Raw genomic sequence first — 19,853 nt, forward strand, 5'->3', positions numbered from 1 at the left:
AGAAATGAAAAATGAGATAAAGGAAATTGTTCCAGGCTCTATTGCTGAAGAAGTAGAATTAGAAGTTGGAGACAGATTGCTAAGTATTAATGGCAATGATGTTAAAGATATTATTGATTATAAATATCTAGTAACTGATGAAGAGCTTGTAATAGGGGTTGAAAAAAAAGACGGAGAAATTTGGGAGATAGAAATAGAAAAGGATTATGACGAGGATTTGGGTTTAATATTTAAAGAGGGAATTCTTGATAAGCCAATGAGTTGTCATAATAAATGTATATTCTGCTTTATAGACCAAAATCCTAAAGGAATGAGAAATACGCTTTACTTTAAGGATGATGATTCAAGATTATCATTTCTTCAAGGTAATTTCTTAACATTAACCAATATGAAGGAAGAAGAAATTGAAAGGATAATTAAGTATAAAATTAGTCCTATAAATGTATCTGTTCATACTACAAATCCAGAGCTAAGAGTGGAAATGTTAAAGAATAGATTTGCAGGTAACATATATGATATACTTAAGAGGCTTGCAGCGGGTGGCATTGAGATAAATACCCAGGTAGTTTGCTGTCCAGGAATAAATGATGGTAAAGAGCTTCAAAGAACTATTGAAGACTTATATGAGATTTATCCAAATGTTAAAAGTGTTGCAGTGGTTCCTATTGGTGTTACAAAGCATAGACAGGGTCTAACTATACTAAAAACCTTTACTAAAGATACTTCGTTAAAGCAAATAGAAGAAGTTGAAGAGTTGCAGAAAAAATATGTTAAGGAATCAGGAAGTCCTTTCGTTAGATTATCTGATGAGTTTTATATTGTAGCAGGTAGAGAACTGCCGGGACCGGACCATTATGAAGGTTTTAAACAAATTGAAGATGGAATTGGAATGGTGACTCTTTTAAGAGATACCATAAATGCTACCATAACAGAATTAAAGGAAAGTGGAAAAGGTACATTTACCTTTGTTACAGGAGCATTAGTTTATCCTGAAATTCTAAAAATAAAAGAAATCATTGAAGGGAAAAACCCTAATATAAAAATTTCGGTAGAAATGATTCCAAATAAATTCTTTGGAGAGACTATAACAGTGACAGGACTTTTAACTGGAACAGATATAGTTAATACTTTAAAGGAAAGAGAAGTTAATGAATTTGTAATTCTTCCTAATAATATAATAAGGAAGGGTTATGAACTAGCAGACAATGATGAACTCATTCTGCTTGATGATTACACAATAGGTGATTTATCCAAGGAATTAAACAGAAAAGTTATTCTTTGTGATTATACAGGAGATGATTTAATTTCCATAATCAATGAACATTTAAGGGAGGATTAATATGGGAAAACCAGTAGTTGCAATTGTTGGAAGACCAAATGTAGGTAAATCTACACTTTTTAATAAATTAGCAGGAAAAAGAATTGCCATAGTAGAAGATACACCAGGAGTTACAAGAGATAGAATTTATGCACAGGCTGAATGGCTTAGACATAATTTCACAATTATTGACACAGGTGGTATTGAGCCAACTAATGAAGATATCATTATGGTTCAGATGAGAAGACAAGCGAATATCGCTATCGAAACAGCAGATGTTATTATATTTATAGTTGATGGTAAAGCAGGACTTCATCCTGCTGACTATGAAGTTGCTCAAATGCTTAGAAAATCAGGAAAGCAAATAGTTTTGGTTGTAAATAAAATTGATAGAAGAGAATTAGAAGATAATGCGTTTGAATTCTACAACTTAGGAATAGGAAATCCTATCACAATCTCTGCTACACAGGGATTAGGTCTTGGAGATATGCTTGATGAAGTAGTAGCTCATTTTGATGAGATTGTTTCTGAAGACGAAGATGAAGAATACATAAAAATAGCTATGGTTGGTAAGCCCAATGTAGGTAAATCTTCACTTATCAATAAGCTGTTGGGCGAGAATAGAAACATAGTAAGTAATATTCCAGGAACTACTAGAGACGCAATTGATAGTAAGCTTGAAACAGCAGAAGGAAAGTTTATTTTAATTGATACCGCAGGGCTTAGAAGAAAAAGCAAGATTAAAGAGGAAATCGAAAGATATTCTGTAATTAGGACATTAACAGCTGTAGAGAGAGCTGACATATGTATCCTTATGATTGATGCGACAGAAGGCCTTACAGATCAAGATGAGAAGATTATAGGATATGCTCATGAGCTTAATAAAGCTATCATGGTTATAGTTAATAAGTGGGACTTAATAGAAAAAGATGATAAGACTATGAATGAATATAAAGCTAACATAAGTTCAGGATTAAAGTTCATGCCTTATGCATCATTCTTATTTATTTCTGCTCTTACAGGTCAAAGAGTTAATAAGGTTCTTTCAATGGCAAATGAGTGTTATGCTAATTATTCTAAGAGAATTTCTACAGGAATATTAAATGACGTTGTGAGCAAAGCAGTACTTATGAATGAGCCACCAATAGTAGCTTTAAGAAGAATGAAAATATTCTACGTGACTCAGATTGGAACTAAGCCACCAACATTTATATTCTTTGTAAATGACCCAGCTCTTTTACATTTCTCTTATGAGAGATATCTTGAGAATAAATTAAGAGAAAGCTTTGACTTTAAAGGTACTGGAATTAAACTTATATTTAGACAAAGAAAAGAAGAATAATTATATAATGCTAAATAGAAAGGCTTAAATTTATTTTTAAGCCTTTCTATTTAAATATACATACAATTGATTATTTGAGTTAATTAAATTTAGACATAGATGAGTTTATGAATGTTTAAGGAAGAAGGGGTAATATGAGTAAAGTCGCATTTGTTGGCGGAGGCAGTTTTGGTACAGCTTTAGCTGTTCTGTTATCTAAAAAAGGAGAAGAATGTACCATTTGGTGTCACAGCCAAAGCTCTGTAGATGAAATAAATAATAAAAGAGAAAATGAGAGATATCTTAAAGGAATAAAGATTCCGGATAGTATTACTGCTTATAGTGATTTGAAGGAAGCAGTAGAAGGTGCTGATGTAATAGTACTTTCAGTACCATCAAAAGCTATTAGGGAAGTTTCTAAAAAGGTAGCACCGCTTCTTAAAGGTCATGAAATTATTGTAACTGTTGCAAAGGGGATTGAAAAGCAGACCTTGAAGAGAATGTCTGAAATAATTGAAGATGAAATAAAGAATCATCCTATAGTGGTTCTATCAGGACCTAGCCATGCAGAGGAGGTTGCAAGGGATATACCTACAACTGTTACAGCTGCATCAAAAGATATGGAGGCTGCAAGAAAAATACAAAAATTATTTAGCAATAATTCCTTTAGAGTTTATACTAATAGTGATTTGATTGGAGTAGAGATTGGTGGAGCTTTTAAAAATATAATTGCATTAGCTGCAGGTATTTCAGATGGAATAGGTTATGGAGATAATACAAAGGCTGCATTGATGACAAGAGGAATGAGTGAAATAATCAGAGTTGGAACTAAGCTTTCAGGAAGACCAGATACTTTTTATGGGCTTACAGGCATGGGAGATTTGATTGTTACATGTACAAGTATGCATAGTAGAAACAGAAGAGCAGGAATTCTAATCGGAAGTGGTATGACAGCTGAAGAGGCTGTTAAGGAGATTGGAATGGTTGTTGAAGGGATTGAAGCAGTTAAAGCTTTTTATGAATTAAAGTGCCAGACAAATGTTGATATGCCTATAACCGCTGCATTATATGAAGTACTGTTTAGTGGTTCAAATCCAAAGGATAAGGTTACAGAATTAATGGCGAGAAGCCATAAAGATGAAGGCTTATTTATTTAAGCAGTATGATTTTTTAAGCTATTCTTAAAGTTGAAACTTAAGAATAGCTTTGCTATGCTATTAATTGTGTGAAAGTTTAGCAATAGGTTTAAAGGTGTATATATTTGTTTTTTTATGGTAACTATTTTAATAAAGACTAGAGAGACACTTGCTAGGAGGTAAGTTAAACATGTATGAAAAAAGTAATTCCAAAGTAAAAAGTGGACAAAAGAAAAATGATAATAAAATACTTCTAATTGTTGGATTAGTGTTTCTGATAGGTATTCTTGTTACTTTTATAATGAGAGATGGTGGAAATTCAGCTGCTCCTAATCAAGGAAATAGTATAGATAAGACGGAAAATGGAACAGGTCAGAATGGTTCTAGTGAGGCTAGCGAAGGATTAAACACAGTGCCTGATGTTGAAGGAGTTGGACCGTTAACGGCAGAAGAAGTTCAAATGGTCAAAAATGCAATCTCAGCTGATGCTGAAGGGTATTTTAAAATAGTAAATAAAGTGAATACCGTTGATGAAAATTATAAGCCAGAAAATATGGTAATACCTAATGTTGGTCTTACAAAAGATAGAAGTAATGAGCAGAACTTGGTTAGAGCGGATATTGCTGATGATGTGGAAGCTTTTTTTAGAGCTGCGAAAGAAGCTGGACATGAAATGTTCCTTAGCAGTGGATATAGAAGCTACAATCTTCAATCATTATTTTACAATAATGATTTGCAAAGTAATGGTGGGGTAGAAACAGGTTATGTGGCAGCTCCAGGAACTAGCGAACATCATTTAGGGCTAGCAATTGACCTTACAAGCCATAATGTGAATCTGGATCTAACTGATGAGTTTGAGAATACACCAGAAGGACAGTGGGCTCTAAATAATGCTTACAAATATGGTTTTATTCTTCGATATAAGGCTGACAAAGAAGATATAACTGGATATAAATATGAACCATGGCACTATAGATATATTGGAAATAAAGAGATTAGTAAGCTTTGTCATGATAAGGATATTACATTAGAAGAATTATTGGATTATGTAAAATAATTTTAAGTAAACATAATATAGAATAAATAAAAGCTATTTTAAAAACTGTCCATTTTTAAAATAGCTTTTATTTATAATTTTTTTTCATGGATAATGCATAATGTGGAATAGAGGCAATATATATATAATGTTAATATTTAGATGTGGGAGGGTAGCCTTTGGAAAATTTTGATATATATAAAGATATAGCAGAAAGAACTCAAGGGGATATTTATGTAGGGGTAGTAGGGCCGGTTAGAACAGGTAAATCTACTTTTATTAAGAAGTTTATGGAACTTATGGTTATACCGAACATAGAAAATCCTCACAAAAAGGAACGAGCAAAAGATGAGTTGCCACAAAGTGGATCAGGGAAGTCAATTCATACTACTGAACCTAAATTTGTGCCTAATGAGGCAGTAGAGATTGGATTTGGAGATGGAACAAAATTCAAAGTAAGAATGGTAGACTGTGTTGGATATATTGTTAAGAATGCTTTAGGATATACAGAAGAGGAAATCCCTAAGATGGTATCAACTCCATGGCATGATTACGAAATTCCATTTGAACAGGCTGCAGAAATTGGCACAAAAAAAGTTATAACAGATCATTCTACAATAGGAGTGCTTGTTACTACTGATGGAAGTATTACGGGTATAAGCAGAGATGATTATGAGGAAGCTGAAGAGAGAGTTGTAAATGAGTTAAAGGAAATTAATAAGCCATTTATAATTCTTTTGAATAGTGTTAATCCTGAATCAGAAGAATGCCAAGAACTTTTAAGGGATTTAGAAGACAAGTATGATGTTCCTGTAAAAGCAATGAATGTTATGAACCTAGACAATGATGAAGTGACAGATATATTTGATTCAGTTTTAAAAGAGTTCCCATTAAAGGAAATCACTGTTGATATGCCATCATGGATTGAGAATTTAAGTGCAAATCATTGGTTAAAAGTTAACATAATGACTATCCTTAAGGCTATGTGTAAGGATATATATAAGGTTAGAGATGTTAAGAAGTGCCTGGATGCATTTAAAGGAATTGAATTCTTATCAGACATAAAAATTAAAGAGATGAATATGGGTGAAGGGACTTCAGCAATTGATATTAATCCTAAGCATGAATTATTCTATAAGATTTTAGGAGAAATCTGTGATAAAGATATTAACAATGAAAATGATCTTCTAAGTATAATGGAAAACTTCTATAAAGCTAAGGTTGAATACGACAAGATTGAAGAAGCACTTAAGGAAGTTAATGCAACAGGCTATGGTTTAGTTGCACCACAACTTTCTGAAATGAAGCTTGAGGAGCCTGAAATTGTTAAGAAAGGCACCCAATATGGCGTTAAGCTTAAAGCATCAGCACCATCACTTCATATTATTAAGGCTGATATTGAAACTGAAATTCATCCTATAATGGGAAGTGAAAAGCAAAGTGAAGAGTTCTATAAATCAATTCTTGAACAATTTGAGAATGATCCATCTCAAATCTGGCAAAGCAATATGTTTGGTAAATCCTTAGAAGAATTGGTTAAAGAGGGCTTGCAAAATAAATTATATAAGATGCCTGAAGATGTTCAAGTTAAGTTACAAAAAACACTTCAAAAAATTATCAATGAAGGCAATGGTGGCCTAATATGTATAATAATTTAGTTAAGTACTTTATATGTAATTTAATATTATTTTATCCAGCATAAGGTGGTTACTTTATGAATAATTATATTGCAAGTGTGTTACCGAGGGTATAATATGAAAAAGATAGGTTTAAGTTCTATTATGAATTTAAAGCCTATCTTTTCTTTTTATTTAAAAGTATAATATATATTTGAAGACTGAAGAAAATATTAAAGAATCAGTTTTAGTGTTGAATTATTAAGTGGAGGTATAGAAGGGTGAGTAAGGTAGTAGTAATTTTTAATGGCGGAACCATATCAATGAAGGTCGATGAGAAAATAAAGGCGGCAGTACCTAATCTGACAGGTGAAGAAATAATGTCTATGGTAACGGGGATAGAATCCTATGCTGAAGTAGAATCGTATACTTTTTCAAGTCTTCCAAGTCCTCATGTAACTCCGGAGATTATGCTTGAATTATCAAATTATGTTAAAGGTTTTCTGAATAGAGATGATGTTGATGGAGTTGTAGTTACACATGGAACTGACTCTTTAGAAGAAACGGCATATTTCCTTCAATTAACTATAAAAAGCGAAAAACCGGTTGTTGTTACCGGTTCTATGAGAAATAGTTCGGAATTAGGATATGATGGGCCAGCAAATTTAGCAGCCTCAATTTGTACTGCAACTTCGAAGGCGGCAAGAAATAAAGGCGTAATAGTATGTCTTAATAATGAGTTGAATTGTGCCAGTGAGGTGACTAAGTCTCATTCAATGCACTTAAATACGTTCCAAAGTCCCGAGTTTGGACCAATAGGTATAGTGGATAGTAATGAAGTTAGATTTTACAGAGAAAGTCTTGCAAAAGAGTACATAGGCACAGATAAAATTGAGACAAATGTTCAGCTTATAAAGGCTTGTACAGGAATGGATGGCACTTTAATTGACTATTGTGTAGAGAAGGGCGCTAAAGGAATTGTAGTGGAAGCTATGGGGAGAGGAAATTTGCCTCCAGAAATGGCAAAAGGTGTACAAAGAGCTATTAATAAAGGTGTTGCTGTAGTATTGGTTTCAAGGTGTTATAAGGGAAGAGTCCTTGACAGTTATGGGTATGAAGGCGGAGGAAAGCAGCTTAGAGAAATGGGAGTAATATTTGGAGATAGTATGCCAGGACAAAAGGCCAGAATAAAATTAATTATCGCTCTTGGGAAAACGAACTCTATGGAAGAAATAAGAGATATTTTTGAAAAAGATAAGTATTAAATCCGAACATTTTTTGCAAAAATATAAAAAATATACGCAAAATTGTTGACATAGGTGGAGAATCTTGTTATTATTAACTCATAAAGATAAGAACGCCACTAATTTTCATATATATCTAATGAGATGGATTAGATGTTTCTACTGGGCACCGATATTGTCCGACTATGAGAATTCCTATGTTGAAGCAGTTAGCCACTGGGAATTTTTCGTCCAGTGGCTATTATTTTTGGGAAAATATAAAGAAAATTTCGAAAATGGGGGAGAGTTTTATGGAGAAGTTTTTCAAGTTGAAAGAAAATGGAACTGATGTAAAAAGAGAAGTTGTGGGAGGTTTAATTACATTCCTGACAATGGCATACATAATTGCAGTAAATGCTAACATGCTAGGAGATCCAGGAGTTGGAATGGATCCAGGTGCTGTAGTAACAGCAACATGCTTAGCTGCTGGTGTAACAACTATATTAATGGGTCTTTATGCAAACTTACCACTTGGGCTAGCTTCAGGAATGGGATTAAATGCATTCTTTGCGTTTAATGTTGTTATGGGAATGGGAATTTCTTGGCAAGTTGCTCTTACAGCTGTATTTGTAGAAGGTATCATATTTATTGTATTATCATTAACAAAAGTAAGAGAAGCAATCGTTAACTGTATACCAGCAAATTTAAAGTATGCAGTAACTGCAGGAATAGGTTTATTTATAGCTTTCATTGGTTTTGCAAATGCAGGTATTGTAGTTGCAGATCCAGCTACAAAGGTTGCAATGGGGAATCTTTTAAGCCCAACTGTTTTAATAGCAGTGTTAGGAATTGTAATAATAGTTGTTTTATCTAAAAAAGGTGTTAAGGGAGCAATCCTTTGGGGAATAGCAGGTAGTGCTTTAGCAGCATGGGGTTTTGCATTAATTAATCCAGAGGCAGCGGCAGAAATGATGATTTTTTTACCAGATGGAATTTTCGAATATAAATCAATTTCACCAGTATTATTTAAATTAGATTTTTCAGTTTTTGGTAACGGAAGTGCCTTGGCAGAATTTATGACAGTAGTATTTACTTTCTTATTTGTAGATTTCTTTGATACAGCAGGAACTTTAGTAGGGGTCGCATCTAAGATTGGAATGGTAGATGAAGAAGGAAGAGTCAAAAATGCAGGAAAAGCTCTTTTAGTTGATGCCATTGGAACAACTTTCGGAGCTATGGTTGGAACTTCTACAGTAACAACTTATGTTGAAAGCTCTGCTGGAGTAGCAGCAGGTGCAAGAACAGGTCTTTCAGCAGTAGTAACAGGGGTATTATTCCTTTTAGCAATGTTCTTAGCTCCATTATTCATAGCTATACCAGGATGTGCAACAGCGCCAGCCTTAATCATAGTTGGATTCTTTATGATGGATGCAGTAAGAAAAATAAACTTCGAAGATTTTACAGAAGGTGTACCAGCATTTTTAACAATAGCATTAATGCCTTTAACTTATAGTATTGGTGATGGATTAATGATAGGTATGTTATCTTATGCAGTACTTAACTTCATACCAAATTTATTAAGCAAGGCAGAGGAAAGAAAGAAAGTTTCTGGAGTTATATATATTCTTGCAGTAGTATTTATTGCTAAAATAATATTTATACCATAAAGTTAATTTTAATATAACTTAGTAAAAACCATAAATAAAATCACCTAAAAATGTAGCTGGCATTTTTAGGTGATTTTGATTTTTGAAAATAATTTTTGAGAATATAGTTGATTTTCTACGATTTCCTTAGAAATATTTCTGTTTTCTTTAAAATTCTTTAGCTTATGGGTTGAAATAAGTGATACACTTTATGTATAATAGATAAAGAATTTATCAAGGGCCAGAAGGGTGAGTTGTATATGATAAAAAGTATGACTGGTTTTGGAAGAGGAACATCAGAGGGTGAAATATCTAGTTTCGTAGTGGAAATGAAGACAGTTAATCATAGATATTTTGAATTGAATGTTAGAATGCCTAGAACATTAATTTCATTAGAAGATAATATCAGAAAATATGTTAATGAAAAAGTTAAGAGGGGTAAGGTAGATATTTTCGTTACTCAAAACCAAGGTGATAAAGATAGTATGGAGGTTGTACTTAATGAGCAGATAGCAGAGAGCTATTTGGGTGCTCTTCATAAGCTAAAGGATAAATATGGCTTAAGAGATGATGTTTCATCATCCACATTAGCTAGATTTCCAGAGGTTTTAACTTTGAAACAAAAGGAAGAAGATATGGACCAAATTTGGCAGGAGTTATTACCGTCACTTGAAGCAGCTGTATTAAACTTATGCAGTATGCGAGAAGAAGAAGGTAAAAAACTTTTAGCAGATATTACTAGCAGATGTGAATGTATTTCGGCAAATGTTGAAATAATAAGTACCAGAGTGCCAGAAATATCAGAAGAATATAGAAAAAGACTTCTTAAAAAGGTTGAAGAGATTCTTACAGAAAGAAATTTTGATGAAAGTCGTATTGCTATGGAAGTAGTATTACAGGCTGATAAAACCTGCATTGATGAAGAAATCGTTAGACTTAAAAGTCATGTGAATCAAGTTCTCGAAACTTTAAAGATGAATGAGCCAATAGGCAGAAAACTCGACTTTATCGTTCAAGAGATGAATAGAGAAGCAAATACAATTGCATCTAAGGTTAATGATTTAAAATTAACTAATGTTGCTTTAGATATAAAGAGTGACATTGAAAAGATTAGAGAGCAAGTTCAAAACGTAGAATAATTAGGAGGTCAGCCATGGGCGTAAAACTTATAAATGTTGGATTTGGTAATATAGTTTCAGCAAACAGAATAGTAGCTATAGTAAGTCCTGAATCAGCACCAATAAAAAGAATAATTCAAGAAGCAAGAGACAGAGGTATGCTTATAGATGCTACTTATGGAAGAAGAACAAGAGCTGTAATAATTACAGATAGTGATCATATCATATTATCTGCGGTGCAGCCGGAAACTGTTGCACATAGACTATCATCTAAGGATGGGCTTACAGCTAAGGAAGAAGAAAATATTGACGAGGTTGATGAATAATATGGGTATTAAAGGACAGCTATTAGTTGTATCAGGACCGTCAGGTGCGGGAAAAGGAACTATATGTAAGGCTTTAATTGAAAAAAATCCAATATGGATATCGACTTCTTGCACTACTCGTAAACCAAGAGCAGGAGAAGTTGAGGGAGTTAACTATTTCTTTATAGAAAGAGAAGAATTTCTAAAGAGAATAGACAATGATGAATTCTTAGAATATGCTGAGGTGTATGGGAATTTTTATGGAACTCCAAGATCAGAAGTATTAAGACTTCTGGAAGAAGGAAAAGATGTAATATTAGAGATAGATATACAAGGAGCATTGAAAATTAAGTCTTCTTATCCTGAGGGAGTGTTTATCTTTATTATGCCGCCGTCTATGGAAGAGCTTAGAAATAGAATAACTAACAGAGGAAGTGAAACTCCGGAGTCACTTAAAACTAGATTAGAGGCTGCTTATGATGAAATAAGCTTTGCTTCTAAATATGACTATGCTGTTGTTAATGATGAAGTTGACAAAGCAGTGAAGAAGATTGAAAGCATAATAATTGCTGAGAAATGCAGAGTATTTAAAATAAAAGATGAACTATTAGGGAGGTTCTAATTAATATGAATAAGAATAATTCAATGATAAACCCATCTATTGTAGATTTATTAAAAAAAGTTGACAACAGATATTCATTAGTTGTAGCAACTTCTAGAAGAGCTAGACAGCTTATTGATGGTGTAGAGCCACATATAGCTGATAAAGATGGTAAGCCATTAACAATTGCTATAAACGAAGTTAATGAAGGTGCTATAGATGTAACTGAAAGATCTGAAATGGAAACTATCGAAGAAGGAGCTCTTGAAGGTGCTGAGGCTATAGCTGAAGAACTAGAAGAGGTTGAAGTTCCAGGAAATGCCGAAGGTGTGGAAGAAGGATTAGTTTAGTATGAGTAAGAATGTTGTAATAGGAGTAAGTGGTGGAATTGCAGTTTATAAGGCGCTTGATGTGGTTAGTAAACTAAAGAAGCATGACATAAATGTTCATGTTATAATGACAAAGTCAGCACAGGAATTTGTTACTCCATTAAGTTTTCAATCATTAAGTCAAAATATGGTTATTAAAGATATGTTCGAAGAGCCTAAGGCTTTTGAAATTCAACATATATCTTTGGCTAAGAAAGCAGATCTACTTGTGGTAGTACCTGCTACTGCAAATATTATAGGCAAAGTGGCTGGTGGCATTGCAGATGATATGCTGTCTACAACTATTATGGCAACAAGAGCAAGGGTTATTTTTGCTCCAGCAATGAATACTAATATGTACACAAATCCAATAGTTCAAGATAATATTTCTAAGCTAAAGGGACTTGGATATGAATTTATAAATCCAGCTAGTGGCAGATTAGCCTGTGGGGATGTAGGCGATGGTAAATTAGCAGATACAGAAGTAATTGTAGATTATATTTTATCCAGCCTTCATGAACCTAAGGATTTAATTGGAAAGAAAGTTTTAGTGACAGCTGGACCAACAAGAGCTAATCTTGACCCAGTTAGATTTATCAGTAATAAGTCTACTGGAAAGATGGGTTATGCAATTGCAGCTGAAGCAAGAGATAGAGGTGCTGAAGTAGTTTTAGTTAGCGGTCCTAGTAACGAGAAAGCTCCAGCAGGGATAAAGTTTATTAGTGTTGAAACTAATGAAGAAATGCTTAAAGCTGTTCTTGAAGAATTTGATACTAGTGACATAGTGGTTAAATCTGCGGCAGTTGCTGATTATAAGCCTAAGGTTTATTCCAAGGAAAAAATAAAAAAAGGTTCAGGGGATTTAGTATTAGAACTAACAAGGGACAATGATATATTAAAAACTTTAGGTGAAAATAAAAAGCATCAAATTTTGGTTGGCTTTGCAGCTGAAAGTAATGATGTATTGAAAAATGCTCATAAGAAGCTGGAAGGTAAGAATCTAGATTATATAGTTGCAAACAATATAACAGAGAAAGATGCAGGCTTTGGAACGGATACTAATAGAGTTATAATTATCAAAAGAGATGGAACAAGTGTCTCACTTGATAACATGAGCAAAAGATTAGTTGGATATGAGCTTTTTAATATGATATTAGAAAATAAGTAAAAAAGCGACTAAGTCGCTTTTTTTATTACATAAAGAAATGAAGGGAGGTAAAAGCATGGAAATGTATCTTGGAGTTATAGTAAATAATGAAGCTGTAAAGGTAGATAATATTTTTACTTATAAAGTGCCAGAAAATCTTCAATCAAAGGCAAAAGAAGGTCGTATGGTAACTGTTCCCTTTGGAAATGGTAATAAAAAGATATATGGGTTTATAGTGGATATATTTTATAAGGTTGAAGATAATACTAAGCTTAAGAGTGTTACCTCTATTGACGATACTATGGAGTATCTTACCAAGGAAAATATAGAATTAATAAAGATAATGAGAAGAAAGTATCTTTGTACATATTTAGAGTGTATAAAAGTTATGATTCCTAGTGGGATAACTAAAGGTGCAACCTTTAAGACTAAGAATGTCATTACATATCTAAAGCCTTTAGATGAAAAATATAGTAAAGAAAATTACATAAAAATTATTGATTTTATTGAAAAAAATAATGGAATGTACAGCAAAGCTGAACTAAGCAATAATTTTAATATATCAACTTCAACTATTAATACCCTTATTAAGCACGGTTTTTTAGGTGTTGAGAAATCTATTGTAAATAGATTTAATGTAGATGAATACAAGGTTTATGGTGAAAAGGAATTGAATCCGATACAGAAGAAATGTGTGAATAAAATATTGGTTCATAGCATGAAAAATAAGTTTCTTATTCATGGTATAACAGGAAGCGGAAAAACTGAAATATATATGAATCTTGTAAAGAAAACTATGGAATCAGGTAAAGATTCAATAATTTTAATCCCAGAAATAGCTTTAACTCCACAAATGGTTGAAAGATTTAAGGGCAGATTTGGAAGGGATGTAGCAATATTTCACAGCAGATTATCCAGTGGTGAACGTTTTGATGAGTGGATGAGGGTTAAGATGGGAAATGTTAAGGTGGCCATAGGGGCAAGATCGGCAATATTTTTACCATTTTCTAACCTTGGACTTATTGTAATAGATGAAGAGCATGAAACCAGTTATAAGTCTGATAGTGACCCTAAATACAATGCAAAGGAAATTGCAGATTTAAAATCTCAGCTAGAAGGCTGTAAGGTTGTATTAGGTTCAGCTACACCATCCATAGAAACTTATTATGCTGCTGTACAAGGTGAATATGAACTTATAACTTTGAATGAGAGAGCTGATGGGGCTAAACTCCCACAAGTAGAAGTTGTGGATATGAGAGAAGAGCTTAAAGTAGGAAATAAAACTATGTTCAGCAGAAGTCTACATGAAGCCATGTGTGGTGTTTTAAATAGGGATGAGCAGGCAATAATGTTCTTAAATAGAAGAGGGTTTTCGACCTTTGTTTCCTGCAGAGAATGTGGATATGTATTTAAATGTGAAAGTTGTGATATATCTTTAACTTATCATAAGGATAATAATTTAAGTTGTCACTATTGTGGAGCTCGCCAAAGAGCTATTAATTCCTGCCCTAAGTGTAAAAGTAAATATGTAAAATATTTTGGAGTAGGAACAGAACAGTTAGAGCAAAGTGTGAGAAAAACCTTTCCAGGTAGCAGACCCTTAAGGATGGACTTTGATACAACAAGGGGAAAAGATGCATATGAAAATATATATAAAGCTTTTGCGTCTAAGCGTTTTAATGTTTTAATTGGTACTCAGATGATTGCCAAGGGATTAGACTTTAAAGATGTTACCTTGGTTGGAGTAATTGCAGCGGACCTATCTTTAAATCTTCCAGATTATAGAGCTGCAGAAAAGACATTTCAGCTTGTTACTCAGGTTGCTGGAAGAGCGGGAAGAGGAAAAAAAGAGGGGAAAGTTATCTTACAGACCTATAGCCCAGAAAATTATAGTATAATTCATGCATCTAAAAGTGACTATGAGAGCTTTTTTAATGAAGAGATAGTAATACGAAGACTTAGAAATTATCCACCATTTTCAAAGATTTTAGCAGTTAATTTAAGTAGTGAGGACGAAAAAAAGTTAATAAAAAATATACAAAGTTTATCTGATAAAATAAAGATAAAAATACAAGAAAATGATAAAATTGAAATGTTAGGACCATGTCCCTGCGGTGTTTCTAAGATAAAGAACTCATATAGATGGCAGATTATTCTTAAAGGGGACTTTAGTGAAGATTTTGCCTTGAGTATTAAAGAAATAGTTTATGATAGTGTTGACTATAAAAGCGTAAGGATAGGAATAGATATAAATCCTAATAGTTTATTGTAAAGGAAACTCCTTTTCAAAAACAGTCAAAGGAGTAAGTTCACATTATCCAAATCAAAGATTTGGATGTTCACTTAAGGAAACTCCTTCTCGAAAGCAGTCAAAGGAGTAAATTCGCGTAAACCAAATCGAAGATTTGGACGCTCATTTAAGGAGAAGTGTTATGGCAATTAGAAATATTAGAAAAAATGGAGATCCAGTTTTGAGAAAGATAAGTAAGGTTGTTACAAATTTTGAAGATAGAACACAAATACTTATCGATGATATGATAGAAACAATGAATGATGCAAATGGAGTGGGCTTAGCAGCACCACAGGTTGGAATTTTAAAGAGGATAGTAGTTATCGATATTGGAGAAGGACCTATAATTTTAGTTAACCCAGAAATCATTGAGGTTAAAGGTGAAGTTAATGAAAAAGAGGGATGCTTAAGTATTCCTGGAAAAGAGGGGAACGTAATAAGACCTCAATATGTAAGGGTTAAGGCTCAAGATAGGAGAGGAAACTCTATTGAGTTAGAAGGAGAAGATCTCCTTGCGAGAGCTTTCTGTCATGAGATTGATCATTTAAATGGTATTTTATACATTGACAAATTAGAAAAATAATTTACTGAAGACAATATGAGGAGTTGAGTGAATGAATATAGTATTTATGGGAACGCCTGATTTTGCAGTTCCTTCATTAAAAGAAATCATTGAAAGATTTGGAGTTAAAGCTGTTTTAACACAGCCAGATAGACCAAAGGGAAGAGGAAAGGCTATGGCCATGTCTCCAGTTAAAGAGGTGGCAGTACAGCATAACATACCAGTATATCAACCAGAAAGGTTAAGAAAAGATCCAGAGCTTATTGAAAAATTAAAATCTATGGATTTAGATTTTATAATTGTAGTTGCATATGGACAGCTATTATCTCAGGAGGTTCTGGATATACCTAAGTATGGATGTATAAACTTACATGGTTCATTACTTCCAAAGTATAGAGGGGCTGCACCTATTCATCATGCAATTATGAATGGTGAAAAGGTTAGCGGAAATACTACAATGCTTATGGATATTGGTTTAGATACAGGAGATATGCTTTTAAAGAACGAAGTTGTAATAGAGGAAAATATGACTACTGCAGAGCTTTATGATATTTTAAAAGATACTGGTTCAGAACTTTTAGTTAAGACAATTGAGGGTGTATACAAAGGTGAAATTGAAGCTGTAAAACAAGGTGAAACTGAAACTTGCTATGCCAGCATGCTGAATAAGGAAATGGCTAAGATTAATTGGAATCAAAATGCTCAAGATATTCATAACTTTGTAAGAGGATTATATTCTTTCCCTATAGCTCATACAACTTATAAGGAAGTACTAATGAAGGTTATTGAAACTAGACTTACAGGGGAAAATGCTAAACAGGAGCCAGGTACTATAGTAAAAGTTGATAAGAGTGGTATTTTAGTTGCGGCTAAGGATGAAAATATATTAATAACTAAAGTGCAATTCCCTAATAAAAAACCATTGCCAGTAAGTGAATATATAAAAGGAAATACAATTGAAGAAAAGGTTGTTTTAGGAATTTAAAAGTAAGTTAGTACAATGTGAAAGGAAGTTTTAGTATGTATTTTACACCTTTTGGGGTTAGATTTGACCCAACTTATGTAATATTAATTCCAGCTTTGATAATTTCAATGTGGGCTCAGTTTAAAATAAAAAGTAGTTATGCTCAATATTCAAGGGTTTTCAGCCGTAATGGTTATACAGGGGCCCAGGTGGCAAGAATGATATTAGATGCTTATGGCCTTTACGATATTCCAATATACTCTATTAGAGGTCACTTAACAGATCATTATGATCCATCTAAAAGAGTTGTGAACTTATCATATGATGTGTATAACGGTACATCACTTGCATCGATAGGTGTTGCGGCCCATGAGATAGGTCATGCAATTCAGCATAGTGTTGGATATGCACCTATAAAAATAAGAATGGCATTAGTTCCAATTGCTAATATTGGATCTCAAGCATCCTGGATTTTATTTTTTCTAGGTATAGTAATGTCATTTACACCATTAGTTAACTTTGGTATTATTTTATTTTCAGCAACAGTGGTGTTCCAACTAGTAACATTACCTGTGGAGTTTAATGCTTCTAAAAGGGCATTAGAAATATTGCAGGCTAAAAATATTTTATATGAAGATGAAATAAAGGGAGCAAGAAGTGTGCTTACATCAGCGGCATTAACTTATGTAGCTGCAGCAGTGATGGCTATTTCACAGCTTTTAAGATTAATTGCTATAAGAGATAGAAACAACGGTTAAAAATAAAGAAGTTAGATAGGATGATATAAATGACAAGTGCTAGAGAAGTAGCAGTTAATACAGTAATGCAGGTATTTGAGAATAAAGCTTATTCCAATATTGCCTTGAATAGGAATTTAAATGAAAGTAATCTCATTGATAAGGATAAGGGATTAGCTACAGAGCTTGTCTATGGTACCATTAAATATAAGTATTCCATTGATAAAATATTAAAGACTTTTTTAGATAAGAAGTTTGATAAAACGGATAAATACGTACTTAATCTTTTAAGAGTATGTATTTATCAGCTTAGATATTTAGATAAAATTCCGGAGTTTGCAGCGGTGAATGAAGGGGTTAATCTAGCTAAAAAGCATGTATCTGTAGGAGCCTCAAAATTAGTTAATGGAGTTTTGAGAAATTATTTAAGGGATAGGGATAAAAAGTATTATGATGAAAATAACTTCAGTGAGAAGTTAGCATTTATTTATTCTTACCCTCAGTGGATGGTTAAATTATTTGTTTCCCAATATGGTGAGGAAATAGGTGAAAAAATATTAGAAGGTTTAAATAAAAGACCATCAGTTACTTTAAGGGTTAACAGCACCAAGACTGATTATGAACAGGTTGCTGACGAGTTAATAAAAAATGGATATAATGTAGAAGAAGGAGTTATATGCCCAGAGGCAATTAGAATAGTAAAAGGCAGCAGTGTAGAAGATAACCCGTTATTTAGAGAAGGGATTCTTACAGTTCAGGATGAAAGTGCAATGCTTGTTGCACCAGCTATGGATCTAGAAGAGGGGATGACTATTTTAGATTTATGCAGTGCTCCTGGGGGAAAGACTACACATATAGCTGAACTGATGAATAATACAGGAAAAGTATATGGCTTTGATATATATGAACATAAATTACAATTAATAAAGAATAATTGTGACAGATTAGGACTTAATACAATTGAATTAGGGATATTAGATGCAACAGAGAGGTCAGAAAAATTGAAGGAATCAGGAGACCGAGTGCTTATAGATGTCCCGTGTTCAGGTCTTGGTATTATAAGAAAGAAACCAGAAATTAAATATACAAAAAGAGAAAAAGAATTAAAAGAAATAGTAGCTATCCAAAGAAAAATTATGGAGAATGCGGCAGGGTATGTAAAAAAAGGTGGTATACTTTTATACTCAACTTGTACCATTAATAAAGATGAAAATGAAAATAATATTCAATGGTTTTTGAAAAAATTCCAAGGGTTTCAAGTTGAACCTTTAAATTTTGGAAAGGTTGAAAATGTTATTTACGATGAAAAAGGTTGTGCAACAGTACTGCCCAATGAATATATGGATGGCTTTTTTATAGCCAAACTAAAAAGAAAATAAACAGGAGATAAGATGAAAAATACATTAAAGATAGATTTAAATGGTAAAAAAAATATATTAGATTTTGATTTGAAGCAATTAAAAACTTGGATGAAGGAGAATGGTGATAAGGAATTTAGAGCTAAACAGGTTTTTTCTTGGCTTTATAAGAATGTCACAACTTTTGATGAAATGATTAATGTTCCCAAAGCTACTTTGGAAAGGTTAGAAGAAAATTTTTATATCGGAATTCCGGAAATTGTTGAGACTTTTAAATCAAAAAATAGTGAAACTAGGAAACACCTTTTCCTATTAAGAGATGGGAATGTGGTTGAAGGTGTAGTTATGCAGTATTCACATGGTAACTCTATATGTATATCAACCCAAGTAGGATGCAATATGGGATGTAAATTCTGTGCATCTACTTTAGGTGGAGCTGTAAGAAGTTTGACTAGTGGAGAAATGTTAGGTCAGATTATGGCTTCACAAAGAGAGTTAGGTGAAAGGATTTCTAATATAGTTTTAATGGGAAGCGGAGAACCTTTAGATAATTTTGAAAATGTGATAAAATTTATAAAGGATGTTAATTCTGAAGATGGATTAAATATAGGTCAAAGGCATATAACACTTTCAACTTGTGGTATTGTTCCGAAAATAAATGAATTAGCTGATTTGAATTTCCAAATTACATTAGCTATTTCTCTTCATGCACCTACAGATGAGTTAAGAGTTAAAACAATGCCGATTGCGAAAGTTTATTCAATCGCGGAATTAATTGACAGCTGTAATTATTATATAAAAAATACAGGAAGACGTATTACCTTTGAATATGCCTTAGTTAAGGGAGTTAATGATTCAAAAGAAGATGCGGAGAAGCTTGCTAAATTAATTAAAGGAATGCTATGTCATGTTAATCTTATTCCAATAAATGAAATTAATGAAAATGAGCTTAAAAGGTCAAATGAGGAAGCTGTAAAAATATTTAAAGATATACTAACGAAGCATGGAATTGAAACCACTGTTAGAAAAGAGATGGGATTAGACATAAATGCAGCCTGTGGACAGCTGAGAAAGAGTTATATAGAAAAAAGGGAGTTGTAGCTTTAT

General features: G+C 32.9%; 17 protein-coding genes, 1 pseudogene and 1 riboswitch. All 18 genes and pseudogenes read left to right on the top strand.

Features of this window, described 5'->3' with window-relative positions; genetic code table 11:
• Positions 1-4 precede the first annotated feature (4 nt).
• The 18 genes and pseudogenes from BN1075_RS03560 to rlmN all read left to right on the top strand — a co-directional run bounded on the left by BN1075_RS03560 (position 5) and on the right by rlmN (position 19,847).
• Positions 5-1,339 (top strand): radical SAM protein, encoded by a 1,335-nt coding sequence (locus BN1075_RS03560; RefSeq protein ID WP_040191654.1) that lies wholly within the window; start codon positions 5-7, stop codon positions 1,337-1,339.
• 1 nt (position 1,340) lies between these two features.
• Positions 1,341-2,660: a ribosome biogenesis GTPase Der gene (der, locus tag BN1075_RS03565; protein ID WP_040191655.1), complete on the top strand. Its 1,320-nt coding sequence runs from the start codon at positions 1,341-1,343 to the stop codon at positions 2,658-2,660.
• A 134-nt stretch (positions 2,661-2,794) separates the two neighbouring features.
• Complete coding sequence (locus tag BN1075_RS03570) at positions 2,795-3,796, top strand: NAD(P)H-dependent glycerol-3-phosphate dehydrogenase (protein ID WP_040191657.1); 1,002 nt, start codon at positions 2,795-2,797, stop codon at positions 3,794-3,796.
• 169 nt (positions 3,797-3,965) lie between these two features.
• Positions 3,966-4,832, top strand: coding sequence for a D-alanyl-D-alanine carboxypeptidase family protein (locus tag BN1075_RS03575; RefSeq protein WP_052406367.1), 867 nt, complete (start codon positions 3,966-3,968; stop codon positions 4,830-4,832).
• Positions 4,833-4,990: 158 nt separating this feature from the next.
• A complete protein-coding gene (spoIVA, locus tag BN1075_RS03580; protein ID WP_040191658.1) occupies positions 4,991-6,469 on the top strand; it encodes a stage IV sporulation protein A in 1,479 nt (492 codons plus the stop codon).
• Positions 6,470-6,708: 239 nt separating this feature from the next.
• A complete protein-coding gene (locus BN1075_RS03585; RefSeq protein WP_040191659.1) occupies positions 6,709-7,692 on the top strand; it encodes an asparaginase in 984 nt (327 codons plus the stop codon).
• 85 nt (positions 7,693-7,777) lie between these two features.
• Positions 7,778-7,877: riboswitch (purine riboswitch) on the top strand.
• Between the two features lie 84 nt (positions 7,878-7,961).
• Positions 7,962-9,317, top strand: coding sequence for an NCS2 family permease (locus BN1075_RS03595; RefSeq protein WP_040191661.1), 1,356 nt, complete (start codon positions 7,962-7,964; stop codon positions 9,315-9,317).
• Positions 9,318-9,556: 239 nt separating this feature from the next.
• Positions 9,557-10,435 (top strand): YicC/YloC family endoribonuclease, encoded by an 879-nt coding sequence (locus tag BN1075_RS03600; protein WP_040191662.1) that lies wholly within the window; start codon positions 9,557-9,559, stop codon positions 10,433-10,435.
• Positions 10,436-10,449: 14 nt separating this feature from the next.
• Positions 10,450-10,740 carry an extracellular matrix/biofilm regulator RemA gene (gene remA, locus BN1075_RS03605; protein WP_040191663.1) on the top strand — a complete coding sequence of 97 codons (291 nt, stop codon included), beginning with the start codon at positions 10,450-10,452 and terminating at the stop codon, positions 10,738-10,740.
• A 1-nt stretch (position 10,741) separates the two neighbouring features.
• The gene (gmk, locus tag BN1075_RS03610; protein ID WP_040191782.1) at positions 10,742-11,341 is read left to right on the top strand and encodes a guanylate kinase; all 600 of its coding nucleotides are present in this window, start codon (positions 10,742-10,744) and stop codon (positions 11,339-11,341) included.
• A 5-nt stretch (positions 11,342-11,346) separates the two neighbouring features.
• Positions 11,347-11,580: pseudogene (gene rpoZ / locus BN1075_RS22085) on the top strand (DNA-directed RNA polymerase subunit omega); the annotation flags it as partial.
• Between the two features lie 91 nt (positions 11,581-11,671).
• Positions 11,672-12,856 carry a bifunctional phosphopantothenoylcysteine decarboxylase/phosphopantothenate--cysteine ligase CoaBC gene (gene coaBC / locus BN1075_RS03620; RefSeq protein ID WP_040191664.1) on the top strand — a complete coding sequence of 395 codons (1,185 nt, stop codon included), beginning with the start codon at positions 11,672-11,674 and terminating at the stop codon, positions 12,854-12,856.
• Between the two features lie 55 nt (positions 12,857-12,911).
• Positions 12,912-15,107 (top strand): primosomal protein N', encoded by a 2,196-nt coding sequence (gene priA / locus BN1075_RS03625; RefSeq protein WP_040191665.1) that lies wholly within the window; start codon positions 12,912-12,914, stop codon positions 15,105-15,107.
• A 160-nt stretch (positions 15,108-15,267) separates the two neighbouring features.
• Positions 15,268-15,708: a peptide deformylase gene (def, locus tag BN1075_RS03630; RefSeq protein ID WP_040191666.1), complete on the top strand. Its 441-nt coding sequence runs from the start codon at positions 15,268-15,270 to the stop codon at positions 15,706-15,708.
• Positions 15,709-15,739: 31 nt separating this feature from the next.
• Positions 15,740-16,672, top strand: coding sequence for a methionyl-tRNA formyltransferase (fmt, locus tag BN1075_RS03635; protein WP_040191667.1), 933 nt, complete (start codon positions 15,740-15,742; stop codon positions 16,670-16,672).
• 35 nt (positions 16,673-16,707) lie between these two features.
• Entirely contained in the window at positions 16,708-17,409 is a 702-nt protein-coding gene (locus tag BN1075_RS03640) for a zinc metallopeptidase (protein ID WP_040191668.1), read from the top strand.
• A 29-nt stretch (positions 17,410-17,438) separates the two neighbouring features.
• A complete protein-coding gene (rsmB, locus tag BN1075_RS03645; RefSeq protein WP_040191669.1) occupies positions 17,439-18,767 on the top strand; it encodes a 16S rRNA (cytosine(967)-C(5))-methyltransferase RsmB in 1,329 nt (442 codons plus the stop codon).
• A gap of 12 nt (positions 18,768-18,779) precedes the next feature.
• Positions 18,780-19,847, top strand: coding sequence for a dual-specificity RNA methyltransferase RlmN (rlmN, locus tag BN1075_RS03650; protein ID WP_042386882.1), 1,068 nt, complete (start codon positions 18,780-18,782; stop codon positions 19,845-19,847).
• The last annotated feature ends 6 nt before the right edge of the window (positions 19,848-19,853 follow it).

It is taken from the genome of Clostridium culturomicium (genome assembly GCF_000821305.1).
Taxonomy (GTDB): domain Bacteria; phylum Bacillota; class Clostridia; order Clostridiales; family Clostridiaceae; genus Clostridium_J; species Clostridium_J culturomicium.